This window comes from Shimia sp. MMG029, from assembly GCF_027947445.1.
Taxonomy (GTDB): domain Bacteria; phylum Pseudomonadota; class Alphaproteobacteria; order Rhodobacterales; family Rhodobacteraceae; genus Shimia.
Map to the genome: position 1 here is coordinate 234562 of NZ_JAQJIM010000005.1, position 24653 is coordinate 259214.

The window sequence follows — 24653 nt, forward strand, 5'->3', positions numbered from 1 at the left end:
AGATGTCGATGGGGCAGGCAGAACAGGCTTTGGCACGCAAAGGGCGGGTTGTCGCGCTTGTGATTGCGGGCGCCATGGTGCTCTGGATTGCGGCCCAGTGGCTCGCGCCGGTGGTGGGCTTGCCGGGGCGTTTTGCTTTCTTGTTCGATTTTGCCGCAATGGCCGCGCTGATCTGGGCGATGGTCAATATCTATCAGATCTGGCGCGCCCGCCAGACAGGCGACCAGGCAGACGAAAGGTAACGGGATGCTCAAAGATCAGGACCGTATCTTTACCAACATCTATGGCATGCATGACCGCACGCTCAAAGGTGCACAGGCGCGTGGCCATTGGGATGGCACCGCCAAGCTGATCCAGCAGGGGCGCGACGCGATCATTGACACGATGAAAGCCTCCGGCCTGCGCGGGCGCGGTGGTGCGGGCTTCCCGACGGGTTTGAAGTGGTCCTTTATGCCCAAGGAAAGCGACGGGCGTCCGGCTTATCTGGTGATCAACGCTGATGAATCAGAGCCCGGCACCTGCAAAGACCGCGAAATCATGCGCCATGATCCGCATACGCTGATCGAAGGCGCGCTGATCGCCTCTTTCGCGATGAACGCCCACACCTGCTACATCTACCTGCGTGGCGAGTATATTCGCGAACGTGAAGCGCTTCAGGCGGCAATTGATGAAGCCTATGATGCCGGGCTGCTTGGCAAAAATGCCGCCGGGTCTGGCTGGGACTTCGATGTGTTCCTGCATCATGGCGCAGGCGCTTATATCTGCGGCGAAGAAACCGCATTGATCGAAAGCCTTGAGGGCAAAAAAGGCATGCCACGCATGAAGCCGCCCTTCCCGGCAGGCGCGGGGCTCTATGGCTGCCCAACAACCGTCAACAACGTGGAATCCATCGCCGTGGTGCCCACCATCCTGCGGCGCGGTGGTGAGTGGTTTGCCAGTTTTGGCCGCCCCAACAACGCAGGCACTAAACTTTTTGCGATTTCTGGCCATGTGAACAACCCCTGTGTCGTTGAAGAGGCCATGTCGATTTCCTTTGAGGAACTGATCGAAAAGCACTGCGGCGGCATTCGCGGGGGATGGGACAATCTTTTGGCGGTGATCCCTGGCGGATCTTCCGTTCCCTGTGTGCGCGGCGAAAACATGCGCGACGCGACTATGGATTTCGACTATCTGCGCAACGATCTCGGCTCGGGCCTTGGCACCGCTGCGGTGATCGTGATGGACAAACAGACCGACATCATCAAAGCTATCTGGCGTTTGTCTAAGTTCTACAAGCATGAAAGCTGCGGCCAGTGCACTCCGTGTCGCGAAGGCACAGGCTGGATGATGCGCGTCATGGAGCGCCTTGTCGAAGGAAATGCAGACCCCGAAGAGATCGACATGCTCTGGGATGTGACAAAGCAAGTTGAGGGTCACACCATTTGTGCTCTTGGCGATGCCGCCGCTTGGCCGATACAAGGGCTTATTCGCAACTTCCGCGATGAAATCGAAGGCCGCATTAAAGCCAAAAAAAGCCGACGCCCCGGCGTCATGGCGGCGGAGTGACATACAAATGGACCCAACTATGACCACAGCTCTCAAATCTCCAAGCGGCAAACTCTTGATAATCCTGGCTGCGGCCACGGCGTTGTCTGCTTGTGGGGACGGGTTTCGCGACAGTTTTCGCAGCAAACGTGACAAGGTGACATTCGACGGCCACCTTTACAAAGCCAAAGCGCAACAAGTCTCTCGCGAGACGCGAGACCATTTCTCCGTGACAGTGTCTCGGGCCAACCAAAGTTTGGTGGGCGCACGTCAAGCAGGAGAATACGAAGCCTTCAAATACTGCATTTCGGAGTATGGCACCTCCAGCGTTGATTGGCTGATTGGGCCAGAGCATGAAAACATCGTGCCCGTGGACGACAAAATCACGTTGGAAGGGTTCTGTCGCCCTTGATCGGATATCTGACATACGCTTGCTGTTATTGCCTAACAGCGCCACACGCGCCTTTGAGTGTGCAGGCAAAGGATCACTTTGCCCATGCAAAAGGAGTGTGTGCATGAAACGTCTGATATCGGCCGCCCTGTTGGGAAGCATCGTTCTGGCTGGGGGTGCTGGGGGTGCCTCAGCCAAACCCTCTCTGCGAGAGGTCGAAGAGATCTATGAGCCCCTCTATTGGGCATTGGTGGCCTTTGAAATTGCGGATGCCTGCGACAGTCTTGAGGGGCGCAAGCTCAAAGGGGCAACAGATGGCTGGGCGCTGGTGCGCAAGGCACGGTCGCTGGGCTACAGCAATGAGGAAATCCGCGCGTTCCTTGACTCCGATGAGGAGAAGGCACGCATGCGTGCGCGGGGCGATGCCTATTTCAAACACAAGGGCGCAAGCCACGAAAATCCGGAAACATTCTGCGCGCTGGGGCGGGCGGAAATGGAACGCAACAGCCAGATCGGCGTGTACTTGAGGGCGAAGTAATCCATGTCTGACCTCCGCAAGATCATCATCGACGACAGCGAAATCGAGGTCGAGGGCGCGATGACCCTGATTCAGGCCTGTGAAGTGGCCGGGATCGAAATTCCGCGTTTTTGCTACCACGAGCGCCTGTCGATTGCCGGCAATTGCCGGATGTGTCTTGTGGAGGTTGTGGGCGGCCCGCCCAAACCGGCGGCGTCCTGCGCCATGCAGGTGCGGGATCTGCGCCCCGGCCCGGAAGGGCAGCCGCCTGTGGTGAAAACCACATCGCCCATGGTGAAAAAAGCGCGGGAAGGGGTGATGGAGTTTATGCTCATCAACCACCCGCTGGATTGCCCGATCTGCGATCAGGGGGGCGAATGCGACCTTCAGGATCAGGCCATGGCCTATGGCATCAGCGAAAATCGCTTTCGCGAACCCAAGCGGGCGGTGGATGATCTCAACCTCGGCCCGCTTGTCGCCACCACCATGACGCGCTGCATCTCCTGCACGCGCTGTGTGCGCTTCACGACTGAGGTCGCAGGCATCACGCAGATGGGTCAGACCGGGCGAGGGGAAGACGCGGAAATCACCAGCTACCTCAATGAAACGCTCGACAGCAATCTGCAGGGCAACATCATTGATCTTTGCCCCGTGGGCGCGCTCACCTCCAAACCCTACAGTTTCACCGCCCGCCCATGGGAGCTGAGCAAGACCGAAACCATCGATGTGATGGATGCGCTTGGCTCCAGCATTCGTGTGGACACAAAAGGGCGCGAAGTGATGCGCATTCTGCCACGCAACCACGACGGGGTGAACGAAGAGTGGATTTCCGACAAAACCCGCTTTGTTTGGGATGGGCTGCGCCGCCAGCGTCTTGATCAACCCTATGTGCGCGTGGATGGGAAGCTGCGACCCGCCAGCTGGCCAGAGGCGCTGATAGCGGCCGCCAACGCCATGAAGGGTAAGAAAGTGGCGGGACTTGTCGGCGATCTTGTCCCGACAGAGGCCGCCTTTGCCCTCAAACAGCTGATCGAAGGGCTGGAGGGGCATGTGGAATGCCGCACCGACAACGCGCGCCTGCCAATCGGCAACCGCTCGGGATATGTGGGCACTGCGGCGATTGAAGATATCGACAGCGCCGAAACCATCCTGCTGATCGGCACCAACCCGCGTGACGAGGCGCCCGTTCTGAACGCCCGCATTCGCAAGGCGTGGCTCAAAGGGGCCAAAGTTGCGCTGATCGGCGCAGCGGCGGATCTCACTTATGAGTACACTCATCTGGGGGATGATCGGGATGCGCTGACCAAACTGGCGGCACAGGATCATGCAGATCAGCACGGCAAACCCGGTGTTGTGATTGTGGGGCAGGGCGCCCTTCGCGAAGCGGACGGCGCCGCCGTTCTCGGAACCGCCATGGCCCTTGCAGAGGCCGCGCAGTCCAAATTCATGGTCCTGCACACTGCCGCGTCTCGTGTGGGGGCGATGGATGTTGGTGCCGTGACCGAAGGCGGGCTGAGCGCAGCCGTTGAGGGGGCCGAGGTGATCTACAATCTCGGCGCAGACGAGGTGACAATCGATCCCGGTGTCCTTGTGATCTATCAGGGCAGCCATGGCGACCGCGGCGCCAATCGCGCTGATGTCATCCTGCCCGCTGCCGCTTACACCGAAGAAAACGGGTTGTTTGTGAACACCGAAGGCCGCCCGCAGCTCGCCATGCGCGCAGGGTTTGCGCCCGGCCAAGCCAAGGAAAACTGGGCGATCCTGCGGGCGCTCAGTGCGGAGCTTGATGCGGTCCTGCCTTATGACACACTCAGCCAGCTGCGACAGGCTCTTGTGAAACAGGTTCCGCACCTTAAGAAGGTCGATCAAGTTATTGAAAACGAATGGCAACCTCTGGACGTTGCCCATTTGGGCAAAGCCACTTTCCTGCCAGCCATACAGGATTTCTACCTGACAAATCCCATTGCCAGGGCCAGCGCGTTGATGGCGGAGCTTTCCGCCAATGCAAAATCCCGCGGTGCTGAACAGATCGCGGCAGAATGAAGTGAAAATGACACAGACGCCTCTCCATATCACAATCGCAGCAGCCAGCCTGGCCACGCTTGCGGCCTGTGCGCCGCAACCCAGCAGTGATGTGAGCCGTGGCGAGACGGAATTCGCCCCGCTCTACCTTGGCGTGGACACGCGTCTGCTTGAGGGCGATCTGGTGAATTTTCATGTGACGATGAGCGGCGCCCGCGATGCGGAAGACGTGCATGATTATGCAGAATGCGCCGCCGCGCAGTACACGCTGATCCGCGGGTTTGGCTTTGCGCGGCATGTGCGCACAACGACCGACAATCAGGACGGCGTTTGGAAAGGGGATGCGGTGTATACCATCTCCCCGGCGCTACCACGTGGTCTCAAAACGATAGACGCAGAAGTCATCGTTGCGAACTGCCAAGAAAACGAAATACCAACGGTGTGAGGCTCTATGACTGATTTCTTTTCCTCCACATACCTCGGCATTTTCCTTCTGACCCTTGGGCAGGTGCTGCTGGTTGTGGTGCCGTTGTTGGTGGCACTGGCGTTCCTGCTCTATGCGGATCGCAAAATCTGGGCGGCGGTACAGCTGCGCCGGGGGCCCAATGTTGTGGGCACCTTCGGCCTGCTGCAGAGCTTTGCGGATTTCATCAAATACGCTGTGAAAGAAATCGTGTTTCCGGCGGGCGCAGACAAAGCGGTCTTCCTGCTTGCGCCCATGGTCAGCCTCGTGATGGCATTGATCGCTTGGGCGGTGATCCCATTCAACGACGGTTGGGTGGTGTCTGACCTCAACGTTGCCATTCTTTACGTCATGGCGATCAGCTCGCTTGAGGTTTACGGCGTGATCATGGGGGGCTGGGCCTCCAACTCCAAATACCCGTTTTTGGGCTCTTTGCGCTCTGCCGCGCAGATGATCTCTTATGAGGTGTCGCTCGGCCTGATCATCATTGGGGTGATCATCACCACCGGCTCAATGAACTTCGGCGACATCGTGAACGCGCAAGACGGCAAATACGGCGCGCTCAGCTGGTATTGGCTGCCGCATTTCCCGATGCTCTTCCTGTTCCTGATCTCGGCCATGGCGGAAACCAACCGTCCGCCGTTTGATCTGCCCGAAGCGGAATCCGAGCTCGTCGCTGGCTATCAGGTGGAATACAGCTCCACGCCCTTCCTGCTGTTCATGATCGGCGAATATGTCGCCATCGTTCTGATGTGCGCGCTGGTGTCACTGTTGTTCCTGGGCGGCTGGCTCTCCCCGGTGAATTTCCTGCCCGATGGCATCTTCTGGATGTTCGCCAAGATCTGCTTTGTCTTCTTCATCTTCTCGATGGTGAAGGCGATCACCCCGCGCTACCGCTATGACCAGCTGATGCGCATTGGCTGGAAAGTCTTCCTGCCGATGTCGCTCGCATGGGTCGTGTTGGTGGCCTTCCTTGCAAAATTTGAACTCTTTGGCGGCGCATACGCCCGCTGGGCGATTGGAGGCTGATATGACAGCAATCGACTACAAACGCGCGGCTGGCTATTTCCTGCTGAAAGATTTCATTGGCGGCTTCCGTCTTGGCATGAAGTACTTCTTCAAACCCAAGGCGACCGTGAACTACCCGCATGAAAAGGGCCCGCTGTCGCCACGTTTTCGCGGCGAACACGCCCTGCGGCGTTACCCCAACGGCGAAGAACGCTGCATCGCCTGCAAACTCTGTGAGGCGATCTGCCCGGCTCAGGCCATCACCATTGATGCCGAACCGCGCGAAGATGGCTCCCGCCGGACCACCCGCTATGACATCGATATGACCAAATGCATCTACTGCGGTTTCTGTCAGGAAGCCTGCCCGGTGGATGCTATTGTCGAAGGGCCAAACTTCGAATTTGCCACTGAAACACGCGAAGAGCTTTTCTATGACAAAGAGAAGCTGTTGGAAAACGGCGCAAGATGGGAAGCGGAAATCGCCCGCAACCTCGAAATCGACGCGCCCTATCGCTGAGTGAGGATCAAAGGACCATGAGCGACACCAAAAACCCATATCAGGCGATGTTCGCCCAGTATCAGGAGATGGCAAAAGCCTTCAATCCCGCACTGGAGAGCTTTACGCCCAAAGGGTTTGAGGCGCTTTGGCCGACCATGCCCAAGGATGTGATGGAAATGTTCTTTGGCAACACCCTCAATCAGGGGGGGCTTGATGCAAAAACCCGCCTTCTGCTCATGCTGGGGGCGCTCACCATGCTGGGGGCACAGGCGGACGCACAGATGCGTCTCACCATCCGTCATCTGGTCGAGGCAGAGGCCACAAAACAAGAAATTGTGGAAACCATCGGCCAAATGTCGATGTTTGCCGGTATTCCCGCTACCACCCGCGCGATGGAAATTGTGCAGGAGGTTCTGGCCGAACAAGAGGGGCAAGACACATGACCATGGCAGCGATGGCATTCTGGCTATTTGCAATCTGCGTGATCGCAGGGGGGCTTTTCACCGTGATCAGCCGCAATCCTGTGCACTCGGTGCTCTGGCTGATCCTCGCGTTTCTGAGCTCGGCCGGGCTGTTTGTGCTGCTCGGGGCGGAGTTTGTCGCCATGCTTCTGATCATCGTTTACGTCGGTGCGGTCGCGGTGCTCTTCCTCTTTGTGGTGATGATGCTGGATGTGGACTTTGCAGAGCTGAAGGCGGGTATGGCGCAATATATGCCGCTGGCGCTGCTCATCGGCGTGATCCTCCTGATGCAGCTCGGCATGGCCTTCGGGGTTTGGCAGTTCGCCGATGAAGCGCAGGCGCTGCGCGGTGCGGTCACGCCAACGGATGCCCATAACACCGAAGCACTGGGGCTGATCCTTTATGATCAGTACTTCCTGCTGTTCCAGCTGGCGGGTCTGATCCTGCTTGTGGCGATGATTGGCGCGATCGTGCTGACCCTGCGCCACCGTAGAGACATCAAGCGCCAGAACGTGCTCGAACAGATGTGGCGCGACCCCGCAGATGCGATGGAACTGAAAGACGTAAAACCGGGGCAGGGGCTTTAAGCCACCGCCGCAGAACCGGAAGACAAAAGAACCGAGGGACCGAGAATGATTGGTTTGGAACACTACCTGGGCGTCGCAGCGACGCTGTTTGTGATCGGCATTTTTGGCCTCTTCCTCAACCGGAAGAACATCATCATCCTGTTGATGTCCATCGAACTGATCTTGCTGTCAGTCAACATCAACCTCGTCGCATTTTCGTCGTTCCTCGGTGATCTTGCTGGGCAGGTGTTTGCGCTCTTTGTGATGACAGTTGCCGCAGCAGAGGCCGCCATTGGCCTTGCGATCCTCGTCTCCTTCTTCCGAAACCGCGGCACCATCGCGGTCGAAGACGTCAATATGATGAAAGGCTAAGCGCGCATGGAAACCTTCATCCTCTTTGCACCGCTGTTTGGCGCGCTGATTGCGGGCTTCGGCTGGCGCGTGATTGGCGAAAAAGCGGCGCAGTGGCTCACCACGGGCATTCTCTTCTGGGCCTGCCTGCTGAGCTGGATTGTCTTCCTTGGGCTCGATGCCGAACACGTCAAACAGATTCACATTCTGGATTTCATCCAATCGGGTCATCTCGACACCAGTTGGTCCATCCGAGTGGATCGACTGACGGCGATCATGTTGATTGTGGTCACCACAGTGTCCGCCCTCGTGCACCTTTATTCCATGGGCTACATGGCGCATGACGAAAACTGGGGGGATGGTGAGCCCTACAAGGCGCGTTTCTTCGCCTATTTGTCCTTCTTCACCTTCACCATGCTGATGCTGGTCACAGCAGATAACCTCCTGCAGATGTTCTTTGGATGGGAAGGTGTGGGCGTCGCGTCCTATCTCTTGATCGGGTTTTATTACAAAAAGCCGTCCGCAAACGCCGCGGCGATCAAAGCCTTTGTGGTCAACCGCGTCGGCGATTTTGGCTTCCTGCTCGGCATCTTCGCGATCTTCTTTTTGACCGAGAGCATCAAATTCGATGACATCTTCGCCGCGGCCCCCGTGTTGGCAGAAACCCAGCTTGAGTTTCTCTGGCGTGAATGGAACGCGGCCAATCTGGTGGCTTTCCTGCTCTTCATCGGTGCGATGGGCAAATCAGCACAACTGTTCCTGCACACGTGGTTGCCAGACGCGATGGAAGGCCCGACCCCGGTGTCGGCGCTGATCCACGCGGCCACCATGGTGACTGCCGGCGTGTTCCTTGTATCGCGTATGTCCCCGCTGATCGAATATGCCGATGAAGCCAAGGCCTTTATCGTATTCCTCGGTGCCGCCACTGCTTTTGTCGCCGCCACCATCGGCCTCGTGCAAAACGACATCAAACGCGTGATTGCCTATTCCACCATGTCTCAGCTCGGTTACATGTTTGTGGCCGCAGGTGTGGGCGTCTACTCCGCCGCAATGTTCCACCTCTTCACCCACGCTTTCTTCAAGGCGATGCTCTTCTTGGGTGCAGGCTCGGTCATCCACGCGATGCATCACGAGCAGGACATGCGCAACTACGGCGGCCTGCGCAAAAAGATCCCTTATACCTTCTGGGCGATGATGATTGGCACACTTGCCATCACAGGTGTCGGCATCCCGCTGACCCACATCGGTTTTGCAGGCTTCCTGTCCAAAGACGCCATTATCGAGAGCGCGTGGGCGGGCACTGCTGGTGGCTTTGCCTTCTGGGCGCTTGTTGTGGCCGCCATGTTCACCAGCTTCTACAGCTGGCGCCTGATGTTCCTCACTTTCTATGGGGAGCCACGTGGCAATCGCAAAACCCACGAGCACGCCCATGAAAGCCCGACGGTCATGCTGATCCCACTGGGCGTACTGTCGCTGGGCGCGATCTTTGCTGGGATGATCTGGTTTGGCGCCTTCTTTGGCGATCATGACACGGTCAACAAATTCTACGGCGTGCCGGGACACCACGCAGAACACAGCGAAACCCATGACGATCACGGTGATGACCATGCTGAGGCCAAGGCCGGTGATCATGGTGCCCATGATGATCATGCGCATGATGAAGGCCACGCAGACACACATAGCGATGCAGATCACGCGGCGGTGGCTGCGGCGCATCACGGCGAAGCCCCTCAGGGCGCGATTTTCACCCATCCGTCCAACCATGTGATGGATGAGGCGCACCACGCGCCGAAATGGGTCAAGGTCAGCCCGTTTGTGGCCATGCTGTTCGGCTTTGTGATGGCCATGTGGTTCTATATCTGGGATCCGTCGATGCCAGCCAGAACCGCCGAAAGCCAGCGCTACCTGTATCAGTTCCTCTTGAACAAATGGTATTTTGACGAGCTTTACGACGCGATTTTTGTCCGTCCTGCCAAAGCCATCGGGCGCTTCCTTTGGAGGCGCGGCGATGGTGCTGTGATTGATGGCGGCATCAATGGCTTGGCGATGGGCTTTGTTCCGATGCTCACGAAATTGGCGGGTCGCGCACAGACCGGATACATCTTCACCTATGCTCTGGCGATGGTGGTCGGGATCGTGATTCTGGTCACCTGGATGACCATCAGCGGAGGCGCAAACTGATGAATGACAGCCTGCTCTCTCTCGTCACTTTCCTGCCGACCTTTGCGGCGTTCATCCTGTTGGTGTTCCTGCGCGGCGAAGATGAAATGGCCAACCGCAACGCCAAACGCGTGGCGCTCACCACCACGGTGATCACCTTCTTGGTCTCGCTTTTCATTCTGTCAGGGTTTGATCCCAGCAACACGGATTTTCAGTTCGTGGAACAGCGGGAATGGATCATGGGGTTCACTTACAAAATGGGCGTGGATGGGATCTCTGTGCTCTTTGTGATGCTGACCACCTTCATCATGCCGCTGGTGATCTGGGCCTCCTGGGATGTGAAGACCCGTGTCAAAGAGTATATGATCGCTTTCCTGATGCTGGAAACGCTGATGCTTGGCGTGTTCATGGCGCTGGATCTGGTGCTGTTCTATCTCTTCTTTGAAGCCGGTCTCATTCCGATGTTCCTGATCATCGGCATCTGGGGGGGCAAGAACCGCATCTATGCCTCCTTCAAGTTCTTCCTCTACACCTTCCTCGGCTCTGTGCTGATGCTGGTGGCAATGGTTGGCATGTTTGTTCAGGCAGGCACCACCGACATTCCGACGCTCATGACCTATGAGTTTGCATCTGAAACCATGAATGTTCTGGGCTTCACGGTGATTGGCGGCGTCCAGACTTTGATGTTCCTCGCCTTCTTTGCCTCTTTCGCGGTGAAGATGCCGATGTGGCCGGTCCACACCTGGCTGCCTGATGCCCACGTACAGGCGCCGACGGCGGGCTCCGTGGTGCTGGCTTCGATCCTTCTGAAGATGGGCGGCTACGGCTTCCTGCGCTTCAGTTTGCCAATGTTCCCGATCGGCTCTGAGGTGCTGACCCCCCTGATCCTCTGGATGTCGGCGATTGCGATTGTCTACACCTCGCTGGTGGCGCTGGTGCAGGAAGACATGAAAAAGCTCATCGCCTATTCTTCGGTGGCGCATATGGGCTATGTGACCATGGGCATCTTTGCCGCCAATCAACAGGGCATTGACGGGGCGATCTTCCAGATGCTGAGCCATGGATTTATCTCCGGCGCGCTCTTCCTCTGTGTTGGGGTGATCTATGACCGCATGCATACGCGTGAGATCGACGCCTATGGTGGTCTGGTGAACCGCATGCCCGCCTATGCGCTAATCTTCATGTTCTTCACCATGGCCAATGTCGGTCTGCCGGGAACCTCGGGTTTTGTCGGCGAATTCCTCACCCTGATGGGCGTGTTCCAGGTCAACACTTGGGTCGCTCTAGTGGCCACTGCAGGCGTGATCTTTTCTGCCGCCTATGCGCTTTGGCTCTACCGCCGCGTGGTGTTGGGCAATCTCATCAAGGAAAGCCTGAAGTCGATCACCGATATGACCCCGCGCGAAAAGATGATCTTTGCGCCGCTTGTGGCCATGACGCTGATCCTCGGAGTGTACCCCTCGCTGGTGACCGACATCATCGGCCCCTCTGTCGAGCAACTGGTTTCCAACTATGACATCGCTCTGGCCAATGGCGCTGCTGCCAGCCAGATGGCATCGCACTAAGGAGCGTATGAGATATGATCCAAGCTGATCTGAATATCATCTTGCCGGAAATCTTGCTGGCACTTTACGCGATGGGTGCGCTGGTTGGCGTGGTCTACACGGGCAAAGACAAAATGGCGGGGCTGCTCACATGGCTGACCGCAGGTGTGTTTGTGCTCCTTGCCATATGGATTGGCGCGTCAGGCAGCGGCGAAAACGTCGGCTTCAATGGCATGTTCCACGATGATGCGTTTTCGCGCTTTGCCAAAGTCGCCATCCTTCTTGCAGGCGCGGCTGTGCTTGTGATGGGGCAGGACTACATGGCGCGGCGCCGGATTGCGCGATTTGAATATCCGGTCCTGATGGCTCTGGCGACCGTTGGCATGATGACGATGGTCTCTGCCGGAGATCTGATCGCACTCTATATGGGGCTGGAGCTGCAATCGCTCGCGCTCTATGTGGTGGCCTCTCTCCGCCGGGACAGTGTGAAGTCGACAGAGGCGGGTATGAAATACTTCCTTCTCGGTGCATTGTCCTCAGGTCTGCTGCTTTATGGCGCGTCGTTGGTCTATGGATTTGCCGGCACCACACAGTTTGCGGGCATCATTCAGGCCGCCGGCGACGACAATCTGCCGCTTGGTCTGCTGTTTGGGCTAACCTTCGTGATCTCCGGTCTGGCGTTCAAAGTCTCTGCCGTGCCGTTCCACATGTGGACCCCGGACGTGTATGAGGGCGCACCAACCCCGATCACCGCGTTTTTTGCAACGGCCCCCAAACTTGCAGCCATGGGTCTGTTTGCCCGCGTGCTGTTTGACGCTTTTGGCGGCGTTGTCAGCGACTGGCAGCAGATCATCGCGCTTCTGTCCGTTTTGTCGATGTTCCTTGGGGCCATCGCCGCTATTGGGCAGCGCAATATCAAACGTCTGATGGCCTATTCCTCGATTGCGCATATGGGCTATGCGCTGATGGGGCTCGCAGCAGGCACCGCATTGGGTGTGGAGGCAATGCTGGTCTATATGGCGATCTATCTCACCATGAACATTGGCACCTTCGCTTTCATTCTGTCGATGGAGAAAGACGGCCGCCCGATGCTCGATATCGATGCGCTCAACATGTATGCCAAACGGTCTTCGGGCCGCGCCCTGGCGATGCTGTTCCTGTTGTTCTCGCTCGCAGGTGTGCCGCCGTTCCTTGGCTTCTTTGGCAAGCTTTATGTGCTGCGCGCCGCCTTTGATGCTGGTTTGGCCTGGTTGGCCGTGGCCGGTGTGATTGCCTCGGTGATCGGCGCATTCTATTATCTGCGCATCGTCTATTTCATGTATTTCGGCGAAGAGCGTGATGCGCTAGATCCACCGCGCTCCCCCATGCAGCAAGTCCTGCTGATGGTAAGTGCCGCAGTCATGCTTCTTGGGGTGGTCAACTTCTTTGGGGTGGACACAGCCGCACAGGCGGCTGCCGCAGCATTGCTGCAATGAGTGTTTTGCCGTATGGCGTTTGTAAATGAAGTGTGACGCGTCCAGACAGGGCGCGTTGCTGTTTTTGAGAGAGCCTTCGCCGAAGGTATTTTGACCAGTAGAAGACGAATACATATGACCAATTGGCCCGAAGGCTATGGCCGCCGCGTTTTGGCGGAAGTGGACAGCACCAACGCAGAAGCCGCGCGTATCGCACCAGAGCTTATGGCGCCAGAATGGATCCTTGGGCTGCGCCAGACCAAAGGCCGCGGCCGCCGTGGCCGCGCATGGGTAGATCCTGTTGGCAATTTTGCCGCCACGCTGGTCATGCGCCCTGCAGAAAGCCCTGATCAAGTGGCGCTGCGCTCCTTTGTGGCGGCGCTGGCACTCTATGATGCCTTTGTCGCCGTAACTGGGCGCAGCGCGGGCTTTGCGCTCAAATGGCCCAACGACGTTCTGCTCAATGGAGGCAAAGTTGCGGGGATCCTGCTGGAAAGTGCGGGGCTTGCGGGCGGCGCTGTCAGCCACATCGCCATTGGGATTGGGGTCAACCTTGCCCATGCGCCAGACACTGGCGCGGTAGAGGCACAGGCCACGCGTCCTGTATCGCTGCTGTCAGAAACCGGGGCCGCTGTGGATCCTGAAAGCTTTTTGGATGCGCTGGCCGCGTCTTATGCCCGGTGGGAGGCGCAGTTCGTCACCTATGGCTTTGAACCGATCCGCACCGCTTGGCTCGCCCGTGCGGCCCGCATCGGTGAGGTGATGACGGCACGTACCACGCGCGAGGAGACCACAGGCACCTTTGAAACGGTAGACAGCGCTGGAAATCTGGTGTTGAAGACCGCGAAGGGCCGCGTCGCTGTTGCGGCGGCTGATATCTTTTTCTGATCCACGGGATAGGGGGATCTGCGCCATGCTTCTGGCCATCGACTGCGGCAATACCAACACCGTGTTCTCCATCTGGGATGGGGAGAAGTTCCTGTGCACCCTGCGCACCTCCACACACCATGCCCGCACCGCAGATGCGTATTTCACATGGTATTCCACGTTGATCACACATTACGGCATTGATGCAGACATCACCGATGTGGTGATTTCTTCCACCGTGCCACGTGTTGTGTGGAACCTGCGCGTCTTTGCGGATCGCTTTTTCAACTGTCGCCCGCTGGTGGTGGGCAAACCCGATTGCAAATTGCCCCATGCACCACGCGTGGATCAGGGCACACAGCCCGGCCCCGACCGTCTGGCCAATGCGGTTGCCGCCTATGACCGCCACGGCGGCAATGTTGTTGTTGTGGATTTTGGCACAGCGACAAACTTTGATGTGGTGGCCGAGGATGGCGCTTATGTGGGCGGTGTGATTGCACCGGGCGTGAACCTTAGCTTAGAGGCGCTGCACTCGGGCGCGGCGGCACTGCCGCATGTCGATGTCAGCCAACCCGAAAAGGTGATTGGCACAAACACTGTGGGCTGTATTCAGTCTGGCGTGTTCTGGGGATATACCGGCCTGATCGAAGGCATTATCTCCCGGATCAAGGCGGAATATGGCGCGCCCATGAAAGTGGTGGGAACGGGCGGCCTCGCGCCGCTCTTTGAGCAGGGCGACCACCTGTTTGACTCCATCGAAGATGATTTAACGATGCACGGCTTGACCGTCATCCACGACTTTAACAAGGAGCAGGGCGCATGAGCGACCGCTTGATTTATCTGCCATTGGGCGGATCCGGCGAAATTGGCATGAATGCCTATGTCTATGGCTATGGGCCAGCAGACAACGAACGACTTATTCTGGTGGATATTGGGGTGGCGTTTTCCGACATGGAAACCAGCCCCGGCGTTGATCTGATCTTCGCCGACATCCGTTGGCTTGAGGAAAACAAAAATCGTCTTGAGGCGGTCTTCATCACCCATGGTCACGAGGATCACATCGGCGCAGTTGGCCACTATTGGGAGCGCCTTGGCGTGCCGGTCTATGCCCGTGCCTTCACCGCGAACCTGGCGCGTCACAAAATGTCGGATCGCGGCCAGCCCGAAGAGATGGTGCGCACCGTCTCTGCTTGGCCCGAGGTCACGCAGGCAGGCCCTTTCAAAGTGGGCTTCCTGCCTGTCAGCCACTCCATCCCGGAAAGCGCTGCCTTGGTGATCGACACGCCCGCAGGCCGTGTCATTCACTCTGGTGACTTCAAACTCGATGAAACCCCGCTGGTGGGCGAACCCTTTGATCCAGCGCTCTGGGCGGAAGTGTCCAAAGATGGCGTCAAAGCGCTGATCTGTGACAGCACCAATGTTTTTTCCCCCCATGAAGGCCGTTCAGAAGCCTCCGTCGGGCCGGAAATCGAAGCTCTGGTTGCCAAGGCGCCCAACATGGTGGTCGCCACCACCTTTGCCTCCAACGTGGCTCGTGTGAAAACGCTGGCAGAGGCCGGCGAACGGGCAGGGCGCTCCATCTGCCTGATGGGCCGCGCCATGCGCCGGATGATCGAAGCCGCAATCCAGACCGGCGTTTTGGCTGACTTCCCGAAAGTGGTCAGCCCCGAAGACGCCGCCAGCATCCCGCGTGAAAACCTAATGCTGTTGGTCACCGGCTCCCAAGGCGAACGCCGCGCTGCCAGCGCGCAATTGGCCCGTGGCAAATACAATGGCATCAAACTGAAAGAGGGCGATCTGTTCCTCTTCAGCTCCAAAACCATTCCGGGCAACGAAAAAGGCGTGATCCGCATCATCAACCAATTCTCCGAAATGGGTGTGGATGTGGTCGATGACAGTTCTGGCAAATACCATGTGTCCGGTCACGCCAACCGCCCGGACCTCAAACGCCTGCATGACATCGTGAATCCAACGATGGTGATCCCCAACCACGGTGAACACCGTCACCTGCGCGAACATGCCAAGCTCGCCAACGAAGGCGGCCGTGCCTCAATCGTGGCCGTGAACGGCACCATGTTGGACCTCTCTGGCGACCAGCCTTCGATCGCGGGTTATGTGGAAACCGGCCGCACTTATCTCGACGGCAGTGCTCAGATCGGCGCGCTCGACGGCATTGTGCGCGATCGTATCCGTATGGCGCTGAATGGCCATGTGATCGTCACCGTGCTGCTTGACGAAGATGATGAGCCTCTTGGCGAAGCGTGGTGCGAAGTCATGGGCCTGCCCGAAATGGGTCGTTCTCAGGCGCCGCTGGTTGATGTGCTCGAAGAAGACGTGACCCAGTTCCTGGGCCGTGCCAAAGAGAAGACGCTGTCCGATGATGACAAACTCGAAGGCGACATTCGCCGCATCGTGCGCAATGCCGCGCGTGACGAGATTGGCAAAAAGCCCGAAGTCACTGTGATTGTCAGCCGTCTGAGCTGACCTGAGCTGACAGTCACAACCACACGCAACAAAGAAGGGCCCCAGCGGGGCCCTTTGTCGTTTCAGTGGTCTTGCAAGAAGAACGGCGGCGTTAGCCTGCCGCGTTCTCAGCATCGCGGCGCTCATCAAAGCTCAGCGCAATGAAGCTTGGCAGATGGTCGCCCATGCCCACCACGCGGTTGTTGTCGTCGCGCCGGTCATAGCGGCCGCGCCCACGTCCCCGATTTCCGCGACCACGTGGTTCGTCCTGCGCCGGCATGTCGAGTGCCTCAACCACCGCTGGCTTCTCCTCAGTCTTGGCTGCATCCGCTTTGGGCTTGCGCGGTTTGCGTGGCTCAATCTTGACCGGGTTCTCAACGCGAGGGATCTCTTTTTGGATCAGCGCTTCCACCGCTTCAAAGGCTTTCTCGTCCCGTGGATTACAGATTGTGAAGGCTTTGCCTTCGCGCCCCGCACGGCCTGTGCGGCCAATCCGGTGCACGTAGTCCTCAGCATGACCTGGTACATCAAAGTTGAACACATGGCTCACGCTGGGCACGTCCAAACCACGCGCCGCCACATCAGAGGCCACCAGAATGCGCAGCTCACCACCGCGGAACGCTTCCAGCGTCTTGGTGCGCTGGGATTGATCCAGATCGCCGTGGATCGGCGCCGCGTCATAGCCGTATTTCTTGAGCGATTTTGCACAAATATCCACATCCGTCTTACGGTTGCAGAAGATGATCGCATTGCTGCATTTGTCGCCTTCGCCATCAATCAGCGCGCGCAGCACTTTACGCTTCTCGCTGCCTTCGCGATCTTTGCGTGAGGCTTTGAACATCACAACGCCCTGCTCAATCGTCTCGCTCGCAGTCGCCTGACGGGCCACTTCTACACGCTCCGGGTTGGAAAGGAACGTGTTGGTGATCCGCTCGATTTCCGGCGCCATCGTGGCAGAGAAGAAGAGCGTCTGACGGGTGAAGGGGGTCAGGCCAAAGATGCGCTCAATATCCGGGATAAAGCCCATGTCGAGCATACGGTCCGCTTCGTCCACCACCATGACTTTCACGTCAGACAGGATCAGCTTGCCGCGCTCAAAATGGTCGAGCAGGCGGCCCGGTGTGGCGATCAGAACATCGACACCTTTGTCGATGATCGCCTCTTGCTCCTTAAAGCTCACCCCACCAATCAGCAGCGCTTTGGTCAGCTTCAGGTATTTGGAATAGGTGTCAAAGTTCTCGGCAACCTGTGCGGCCAATTCCCGTGTGGGGCACAGCACCAGACTGCGCGGCATCCGTGCGCGCGCACGACCACGCGCCAGCAAGGAGAGCATCGGCAGAGTGAAGCTCGCGGTTTTCCCGGTGCCGGTTTGCGCAATGCCAAGAACGTCTCGCCCTTCAAGTGCGGATGGAATCGCACCCTCCTGAATGGGGGTTGGCGTTTCATATCCCGCTTCGCTGATCGCTTTCAGCACCTTCGGGTTGAGGTTCAGGTCAGAAAATTTTGTCATTTGTATCCGTGGTTTACGGACACATCTTGGCCCGTATCGGCTTTTGGATCAGGCCCGTATGGCCCCGCAACACATGGCGATATCGATCCATGGCGGGCGTTCTAACCCACGAAAGGCTCTAGGTCAACGAAACCAGCAGCGTCTCATCATTTTGGCGTGATTTAGGAAACATTTACCCTAAAACTCAGGAAAGTGTTTCTGCCGTGTCGCATCCAAATGCAATGCGCAGTCTTGCAGCAGGTCGTGCGCCTGCAATCGGGCAACCAATTCAGGCGTTGCGAGACAGGCCTCTTCATAAAACTGGCGCAATCCGTCTGGCTCCTCCGCAAGATGGGCGAAGAGCTTGTGCAGATTAAGTCCGCCTTCCTCTTCCGGTGTCGCCGCGCCAAGCTCATCACGGTAAGAGCCTTTGCGATGGCGGTAAGCGAAGCTCTTTTCCCAATGCGTCCACCCTTTGGTGTGCATGTGCAGCAGCGTTGTGTCCGTCAGTTCTACCTGACCCGGATTGCGGTTTCCGTTCTGGATCACGTTGTGAATTTTGATCGTCATGTCATCCTGTTTGGTGCGCATGAAGATCTTGCCTGCCACGTGACTTACAAACCCGCCTTTCAGATAGGGCGCAAACGTCGGATAGATTTCGGCCACAAGCCGCGTACGGTCGTCTTTGCTCGCGATGAAGCGTTTATACAGCCGTGGCTCCGTCCCGTCTTCGAGCGGGGCCAGCGCCTCAGCAGGCCGCACACGGGCCACCAGACAGTCAGTGGGTAAGGCCGCAAGTTGCGCTGCAATGGAACGGTCTGGCCACAAAAATTCATCCACATCGCAATGCAGCAACCAGTCCAAATTCCGCGCCCGGTGATAGGCGTGGCGCGCGTTATAGGCTTGTCTGTTCTGATGCATTGGCGGGCGCTTACCGCGCGCCTTCAGCCAATAATTCTCACCCGTGCTCACGGGGGTGACCTTTGGATGCGCTTTGAGCAGCGCCTTAGCCTCCGGATTGGGCGCGTCCAGATAGATCCAGATATGCTGGGCACCCATTTCCAAGTGATGGGCAACAAAATTCAAGATATCTTTCGCAGGGGCTTTGACGGTCGCAACCACGCCCCAGCTTGCTTGCTTTACTGTCATTTATCAGCCTTTTGCCGCGTGCGTTTGGCGCGCATCTGCGCAAGTCGGCGAAACACGCCGCCCGGCTCCGCAATCAATTCCGCCAGCAAATGTTCCGCCAGCGGGGCAATCACGGTATCTCGCTTGGCCATGTCCCAGACAGGCGCAATCAAGTTGATGTCGAGCCCCCCGTGAATCAACGAAAACGCCTCCATATCCAGCGGCAGCCGGGTTTTGACACGCTTGCCGAAGCTATGTTCTTTCTGCGGAGGCAACCCACTGAAACTGCGCTCAAACTCATAGAGTTTCATCATTCCAAACAGCATCTTCAAAGCCTGCCCAACTTCACGCTGCGCGGCGGTATCCCCATGGTCGGCGAATGTCTGTACTGAGCTCACCAGCCAGCGTAGGTTCAACTCTGCGATAAGGTGGGCGTGTTCTTCGGCCCAAATCCTGCGAAACAAGGCGGCACACTGTGGCGGGTGTTCACGTTTGCGCAGGTTGGAAATCAGTTGCGCATTCAGAAAAGCCAACGCGCTTTTGGCGACAAACTCTTCCGCAATCTGGCGACGCTTGCGCGCCCAACTGGTGTTTGGGTCATCCGGCTGTTTTTGCGTGGCGCTTCCCGGCACAATTGCTGCTTTCAACGCCGCCAGATCCACATCCAGCGGCGGCAAGTCTTCAGGGCCAAAATCAAAGGGATCGCGCCGCCCCTCATAGCGCTCCATCATATAGGCGAAGCCGCCCGGGTAGGTGAGGGTGTCGTCGGTCATGGCGCGATGTTTGCACGAGGGCAATCCCCCGTGCAATCGCAGACTGTGTCAGACCATCATTTCTTTGGTGGCGGTCAGCGTCACATCAGGATAATCGCGCGCCACGCGGTCGATGTCCCACTGCAGGCGCGTCAAGAACACCACATCGCCATCATGGTCATAGCTGATGTGCTGTTTGTTCATATCCGCAAATTTTTCAACAGCTTGCCGTTCGCCGTTGACCCAACGGGCAGAGGTGAACTGGCTCTGTTCAAAGCGTACAGGCAGGCCGTATTCCATCTCGATCCGGCTGGCGAGCACTTCAAACTGCAGCTGCCCAACAACCCCCACAATAAAGCCGGAACCGATCATCGGCTTAAACACCTTCGCCGCGCCTTCTTCGGCAAATTGCATCAGCGCTTTTTCAAGGTGTTTTGCCTTCAGCGGATCGCCCGCGCGAATGCCCTGCAACAGTTCTGGCGCAAAGCTCGGAATGCCGGAAACGCGCAGCGCTTCGCCTTCGGTCAGCGTGTCGCCAATTCGCAGTTGCCCGTGGTTGGGGATGCCAATGATGTCACCGGCCCAAGCCTCATCCGCAAGCTCCCGGTCAGACGCGAGGAAAAGCACCGGATTGGAAATCGCCATCGGCTTTTTGGTGCGCACATGGGTCAGTTTCATGCCGCGCTTAAAGTGGCCTGACGCCATCCGCACAAAGGCCACACGGTCGCGGTGTTTTGGGTCCATATTGGCCTGAACCTTGAACACAAAGCCTGAAACCTTCTTCTCCTCGGGTGCAATTTCACGCGGCTGCGCGGTCTGCACCTGCGGCTCCGGCCCGTAAGAGCCAATGCCATCCATAAGCTCTTTCACCCCAAAGGAGTTGATCGCAGAGCCAAACCAGATCGGCGTCATATGCCCTTCCAGCACCGCCTGCGGATCCAGCTGCGGCAGCAGCTCTTTGGCCATTTCGACCTCTTCCTGCAACTTCTCCAGCAGGTGGGCAGGCACGTGATCAGCCAGTCTTGGATCGTCCAGCCCGTCAATCTGAATGGTCTCGGCGATCACATTCCGATCCGCGCGGTCCATCAGCTCCAGCCGATCGTTGAGCATGTCATAGCAGCCGAGGAACTCGCGCCCCATGCCAATCGGCCAGCTTGCGGGTGTTACGTCAATCGCCAGATTTTCCTGAATCTCATCAATGATATCAAAGGTATCGCGACTCTCGCGGTCCATTTTGTTACAGAAGGTCAGGATCGGCAGATCGCGCAGGCGGCAGACCTCAAACAGCTTCTGTGTCTGGCTTTCCACACCTTTGGCGCCGTCAATCACCATCACCGCCGCATCCACGGCGGTCAGCGTGCGATAGGTGTCTTCAGAGAAGTCGCTGTGGCCCGGTGTGTCCACCAAGTTGAAACGGAAGTTGCCAAAATCAAACGACATGGCAGAGGCCGACACGGAAATCCCGCGGTCTTTCTCCATCTGCATAAAGTCAGAGCGTGTCCGCCGCGCCTCGCCCTTGGCACGCACCTGGCCCGCCATCTGGATCGCACCACCATACAGCAGGAACTTCTCCGTCAGCGTGGTTTTCCCGGCGTCCGGGTGCGAAATGATCGCAAACGTACGGCGGCGCGCAATCTCAGGCGGCAATTCGGGGCGGTTTGTGCTCGTGTCCAACATGGTCGCGCGTATAGGCGCGCGCGCGCCTTTTCGCAAGGAAAAGCAGAGAGCAGGGCGTAACAGTGCCCCGTCAAATCATCCCGTTAAATCTATTGGAATTCACTTGGAGGAAGCGCGTCGCAGCAGCTCAACCGCGTCGGGGCGGTCCAGCAGGCTTTCATGCACTTCAAGATGCGCGGCGGGGGCCCCACGCGTGCTGTTGTTGGCGGCCTGCCGTTGCAGGCGTTCCGTCACCTCTTTGGGCACGGCGGGACGGGTGCGTGTGTCCATCTGCATGGTTTCCGCCGAAATCCCTTCGGCAAAAATGATCTGATGGGTGTCAAACATCAGCTGGTAATAGTCGACAAAACCACCCTCAGCCGCATAGACGGTCTCGCCGTTCACCAGATGGCGGGCCTTTACAAGCAGTTCGCTGCGGCCCACGCCAATATGGTCATGACGCTGATACACAAACAGCCTGTGGTCCGGGCTCACCCGAAGATCGTCGGCGTTGTTTAACGTGCCTTTGGTGATCACAATCGGCGCAAATTCCCCACTGGCGCGTTGAACAGAATGCCCAATCCAGCGAAGTTCCTGTGGGCCGTCGTCCCGTGTCAGGACGCGATCCCCGATCTTCAGATCTTCGACCCTGCGCTGCTCACCGGTGGCCATGGTGATATGCGTGCCGCTGGTGAAACTCACACAGGCCAGCTGCGCCAGCCGCGTTTCTGCCACGCCACGATCCACGCCAACCAGCGCGTAGTTGGTTTTGGGGGTCAGCGGCGCCAACGCCGCGCCATATATCTGCACAACGCCTCCCGCGTCATCCACCTCTACCAGTACCAGCACCTCAATTGTGTCACCGCTTGGGGGCATGAATGTCGCGACACAATCTAAAAACACCCGCGCATCTTTTGCGCCCAGACCACGGTCGCTTGCAACGAAGTGCTGTCCGGCCCCATCTGTGCGCAACGACAGGCTCTGCACTTTGGCGGACACTGCAAGCGTATAGATGTCATCCAGCACCAGTTCTTCTGCAAAAGACAGCGCGTCGCCAAGGTTTGCACCATCCGCTACGGAGAATGCTTCCGCAAGATACACTGGCAGCCGCTGTGACGGCATCGCTGTGTCTTGACCTTGAGCAAACATATCTGACCTTCTCATTTGGTTCCAAGTGGGCGCCCTAAGTTCATCAAACTATAGCGCAATTGTGGCAGTATGAAGCCCGCGCATTGGTATATTGCTGGCATCCCAAAGGAATTAGGTATTTCTTAGCCACAATACAAAGGGGAGAATCGCATGGAATTGGGAATCAAAGGTAAACGCGCGCTTGTTTGTGCGTCTTCCAAGGGTTTGGGTCTGGGTTGTGCACGCGCGCTCGCCGCTGAAGGTGTCGCTCTCATCATGAATGCACGTGGCGTTGAGGCGCTGGAAACCTCCGCAGCGGCAATTCGTGAAGAGTTCGGCGTGCAGGTTGAGGCCATCGCCTGTGATGTCACCACGCCGGAAGGGCAGGCGAAGCTGATTGAGGCCGCTGAGGGTGTGGATATCCTCGTCAACAACGCAGGTGGACCGCCCCCCGGCATGTGGACAGATTGGAACCGCGACGATTTCATTTCCGCGCTCGATGCAAACATGCTCGCCCCCATCGCGCTGATCAAGGCGCTGGTTCCGGGCATGATGGAACGGGGCTGGGGCCGCGTGGTCAACATCACTTCGGTTTCCGTGAAATCCCCGATCCCGGTGTTGGGTCTGTCCAACGCCGCGCGCGCGGGTCTCACGGGCTATGTGGCCGGCACCGCCCGTCAGGTGGCTGGCGCAGGGGTGACCATCAACAACCTCTTGCCCGGCATTCACGCCACCGACCGCGCTGTGTCCCTCGACACTGCGGTGACCGAGCAGCAGGGCATCACCATGGAAGAGGCGCAGGCCCAACGCGCTGCCACCATTCCTGCTGGCCGCTACGGCACCGCAGATGAATTTGGCGCAACCTGTGCCTTCCTCTGCTCCCATCATGCAGGCTTTATTGTGGGTCAAAACGTGCTGCTGGATGGCGGTGCCTTTGCCTCAGCCATGTAAGAAGGGTTTCTGAAATTGGCGCGGGGTGTTGGTGTGTCACAAGGGTTTTCGCTGAAAGATCATCTGTTTAACGCAGAAAGCATGGCCGATCTGGCGGCAGAATATGCCGCCGGTGTGTCGGGCTTTGATGCGGAAGGCTTTCAAGCAGAAACCCTTGCTGGTTTTCCAGAACGAGAGCTTATGGAGCGGCTCGACTGGATCGCCGACTGCATCGAAAAACGCCTCGCGCCCGATTTCCCCACCATGGCGGATCAGCTGGAGGCCGCCATGCCTCCGGCGCTTGATCCCGCGCTGACAGATGATGATTTTGGCCGTTTCATCCACGCGGTGCCCGGCATCCTTGCTGTGCGCTACGGGCTGGAAGAACACCGCGATCGCGCCTTTGATCTCCTCTATGCCGCGACACAGCGCTTCTCTATGGAGTTCTACATCCGCCCCTTCCTCAACCGCTGGCCCGAGGAAACCTTTGCGCGGCTCACCGTCTGGGCGCAGGATGAAAACTACCACGTGCGCCGGCTGGTCAGCGAAGGCACCCGCCCAAAGCTGCCCTGGGCCAAGAAGATAGACATAGACCCCCGCGCACCCCTGCCATTGCTGGCTGCGCTGCACGCAGATTCCACCCGGTATGTGACGCGCTCGGTGGCCAATCATCTCAACGATATTTCCAAAATCGATACGGGTTTGGTCGTCGATCACCTCAAATCTTGGCAGGCAGAGGCACGGCAAGCCGCCAAAGAGCTTGAGTGGATGACCCGCCACGCCCTGCGCACCGCCGTGAAAGCAGGCGATGCCGACGCACTTGCGCTGCTGGGTTTTGCAGCGGATGCGCCGGTGACCGTTGAAAACCTCTCTGTTGGGGCTGATCGCATAGCCATTGGCGAGGCGCTCAACGTGGCCGTGACCCTCAGTACCGACGCTGCCAAACCCGTGCCCGTGATGGTCGATTATGTCCTGACGTTCCACCGCCCGGATGGCAAAACCGGCCAGAAGGTGTTCAAGCTCAAACAGGGCAAAGTGGCCGGCAATGGCCAATTGGAGCTTGCCAAAAAGCACCCATTGAAAGGCAATGCCACCACCTTCACCCTGCATCCCGGCCCGCACAAGCTCGCCATTCAGGTGAATGGCACGCAGCGCGCTGAAGTGGCGTTTGAATTGGTGGCCGCAGGGTAACCCGCTAACGGGCCTTCACATTTTTGTGGGGCGGCTGGTGCGGTTTGGGCCTGCCTGCTAGGCGAATGTCAGACCAACTGGGGAAGTAC

24 protein-coding genes are annotated in these 24653 nt (G+C 58.0%); 19 read left to right on the plus strand and 5 right to left on the minus strand.

What is annotated here, in order from left to right; all coding sequences use genetic code 11:
- Positions 1 to 8: 8 nt before the first annotated feature.
- The 17 genes from PJL69_RS13870 (at position 9) to PJL69_RS13950 (ending at position 16311) form a co-directional block, all read left to right on the plus strand.
- Positions 9 to 242, plus strand: a complete 234-nt coding sequence (locus PJL69_RS13870; protein WP_271310252.1) for a DUF5337 domain-containing protein — start codon at positions 9 to 11, stop codon at positions 240 to 242.
- A 4-nt stretch (positions 243 to 246) separates the two neighbouring features.
- On the plus strand, positions 247 to 1545 hold the full coding sequence (nuoF, locus tag PJL69_RS13875; RefSeq protein WP_271310186.1) for an NADH-quinone oxidoreductase subunit NuoF: 1299 nt from the start codon (positions 247 to 249) through the stop codon (positions 1543 to 1545).
- A 19-nt stretch (positions 1546 to 1564) separates the two neighbouring features.
- A complete protein-coding gene (locus PJL69_RS13880; RefSeq protein ID WP_271310187.1) occupies positions 1565 to 1936 on the plus strand; it encodes a hypothetical protein in 372 nt (123 codons plus the stop codon).
- Between the two features lie 103 nt (positions 1937 to 2039).
- Positions 2040 to 2453 carry a DUF5333 domain-containing protein gene (locus PJL69_RS13885; protein WP_271310188.1) on the plus strand — a complete coding sequence of 138 codons (414 nt, stop codon included), beginning with the start codon at positions 2040 to 2042 and terminating at the stop codon, positions 2451 to 2453.
- Positions 2454 to 2456: 3 nt separating this feature from the next.
- On the plus strand, positions 2457 to 4475 hold the full coding sequence (gene nuoG / locus PJL69_RS13890) for an NADH-quinone oxidoreductase subunit NuoG (protein WP_271310189.1): 2019 nt from the start codon (positions 2457 to 2459) through the stop codon (positions 4473 to 4475).
- Positions 4476 to 4482: 7 nt separating this feature from the next.
- Complete coding sequence (locus tag PJL69_RS13895; protein ID WP_271310190.1) at positions 4483 to 4899, plus strand: hypothetical protein; 417 nt, start codon at positions 4483 to 4485, stop codon at positions 4897 to 4899.
- A 6-nt stretch (positions 4900 to 4905) separates the two neighbouring features.
- Positions 4906 to 5946 (plus strand): NADH-quinone oxidoreductase subunit NuoH, encoded by a 1041-nt coding sequence (nuoH, locus tag PJL69_RS13900; protein WP_209100172.1) that lies wholly within the window; start codon positions 4906 to 4908, stop codon positions 5944 to 5946.
- 1 nt (position 5947) lies between these two features.
- Positions 5948 to 6442, plus strand: a complete 495-nt coding sequence (gene nuoI, locus PJL69_RS13905) for an NADH-quinone oxidoreductase subunit NuoI (protein ID WP_271310191.1) — start codon at positions 5948 to 5950, stop codon at positions 6440 to 6442.
- Between the two features lie 17 nt (positions 6443 to 6459).
- Positions 6460 to 6867, plus strand: a complete 408-nt coding sequence (locus tag PJL69_RS13910) for a carboxymuconolactone decarboxylase family protein (RefSeq protein WP_271310192.1) — start codon at positions 6460 to 6462, stop codon at positions 6865 to 6867.
- A gap of 2 nt (positions 6868 to 6869) precedes the next feature.
- On the plus strand, positions 6870 to 7472 hold the full coding sequence (locus PJL69_RS13915; protein ID WP_271310253.1) for an NADH-quinone oxidoreductase subunit J: 603 nt from the start codon (positions 6870 to 6872) through the stop codon (positions 7470 to 7472).
- Between the two features lie 45 nt (positions 7473 to 7517).
- Positions 7518 to 7823 (plus strand): NADH-quinone oxidoreductase subunit NuoK, encoded by a 306-nt coding sequence (nuoK, locus tag PJL69_RS13920; RefSeq protein ID WP_209100166.1) that lies wholly within the window; start codon positions 7518 to 7520, stop codon positions 7821 to 7823.
- 6 nt (positions 7824 to 7829) lie between these two features.
- A complete protein-coding gene (gene nuoL / locus PJL69_RS13925; RefSeq protein WP_271310193.1) occupies positions 7830 to 9983 on the plus strand; it encodes an NADH-quinone oxidoreductase subunit L in 2154 nt (717 codons plus the stop codon).
- A complete protein-coding gene (locus PJL69_RS13930; RefSeq protein ID WP_271310194.1) occupies positions 9983 to 11527 on the plus strand; it encodes an NADH-quinone oxidoreductase subunit M in 1545 nt (514 codons plus the stop codon). The genes nuoL and PJL69_RS13930 overlap by 1 nt, the downstream gene beginning before the upstream one ends.
- A 14-nt stretch (positions 11528 to 11541) precedes the next feature.
- On the plus strand, positions 11542 to 12981 hold the full coding sequence (nuoN, locus tag PJL69_RS13935; RefSeq protein WP_271310195.1) for an NADH-quinone oxidoreductase subunit NuoN: 1440 nt from the start codon (positions 11542 to 11544) through the stop codon (positions 12979 to 12981).
- 114 nt (positions 12982 to 13095) lie between these two features.
- A complete protein-coding gene (locus tag PJL69_RS13940) occupies positions 13096 to 13848 on the plus strand; it encodes a biotin--[acetyl-CoA-carboxylase] ligase (protein ID WP_271310196.1) in 753 nt (250 codons plus the stop codon).
- Between the two features lie 25 nt (positions 13849 to 13873).
- Positions 13874 to 14650 carry a type III pantothenate kinase gene (locus PJL69_RS13945; RefSeq protein WP_209100156.1) on the plus strand — a complete coding sequence of 259 codons (777 nt, stop codon included), beginning with the start codon at positions 13874 to 13876 and terminating at the stop codon, positions 14648 to 14650.
- Positions 14647 to 16311: a ribonuclease J gene (locus tag PJL69_RS13950; RefSeq protein ID WP_271310197.1), complete on the plus strand. Its 1665-nt coding sequence runs from the start codon at positions 14647 to 14649 to the stop codon at positions 16309 to 16311. The genes PJL69_RS13945 and PJL69_RS13950 overlap by 4 nt, the downstream gene beginning before the upstream one ends.
- A gap of 91 nt (positions 16312 to 16402) precedes the next feature.
- On the opposite strand, the gene PJL69_RS13955 is transcribed toward PJL69_RS13950, so the two are convergent.
- The 5 genes from PJL69_RS13955 to PJL69_RS13975 form a co-directional block, all read right to left on the minus strand.
- Positions 16403 to 17800, minus strand: coding sequence for a DEAD/DEAH box helicase (locus tag PJL69_RS13955; protein ID WP_271310198.1), 1398 nt, complete (start codon positions 17798 to 17800; stop codon positions 16403 to 16405).
- A gap of 177 nt (positions 17801 to 17977) precedes the next feature.
- Positions 17978 to 18928 (minus strand): glycosyltransferase family 2 protein, encoded by a 951-nt coding sequence (locus tag PJL69_RS13960; RefSeq protein WP_271310199.1) that lies wholly within the window; start codon positions 18926 to 18928, stop codon positions 17978 to 17980.
- Positions 18925 to 19680: a hypothetical protein gene (locus PJL69_RS13965; protein ID WP_271310200.1), complete on the minus strand. Its 756-nt coding sequence runs from the start codon at positions 19678 to 19680 to the stop codon at positions 18925 to 18927. The genes PJL69_RS13960 and PJL69_RS13965 overlap by 4 nt, the downstream gene beginning before the upstream one ends.
- 48 nt (positions 19681 to 19728) lie before the next feature.
- Positions 19729 to 21336: a peptide chain release factor 3 gene (locus PJL69_RS13970; RefSeq protein WP_271310201.1), complete on the minus strand. Its 1608-nt coding sequence runs from the start codon at positions 21334 to 21336 to the stop codon at positions 19729 to 19731.
- 99 nt (positions 21337 to 21435) lie between these two features.
- Entirely contained in the window at positions 21436 to 22464 is a 1029-nt protein-coding gene (locus tag PJL69_RS13975; protein WP_271310202.1) for a Hint domain-containing protein, read from the minus strand.
- 150 nt (positions 22465 to 22614) lie between these two features.
- Between PJL69_RS13975 and PJL69_RS13980 the strand changes: the two genes are divergently transcribed.
- Positions 22615 to 23394, plus strand: coding sequence for an SDR family oxidoreductase (locus tag PJL69_RS13980; RefSeq protein ID WP_271310203.1), 780 nt, complete (start codon positions 22615 to 22617; stop codon positions 23392 to 23394).
- Positions 23395 to 23427: 33 nt separating this feature from the next.
- Positions 23428 to 24564 (plus strand): hypothetical protein, encoded by a 1137-nt coding sequence (locus PJL69_RS13985; RefSeq protein WP_271310204.1) that lies wholly within the window; start codon positions 23428 to 23430, stop codon positions 24562 to 24564.
- The last annotated feature ends 89 nt before the right edge of the window (positions 24565 to 24653 follow it).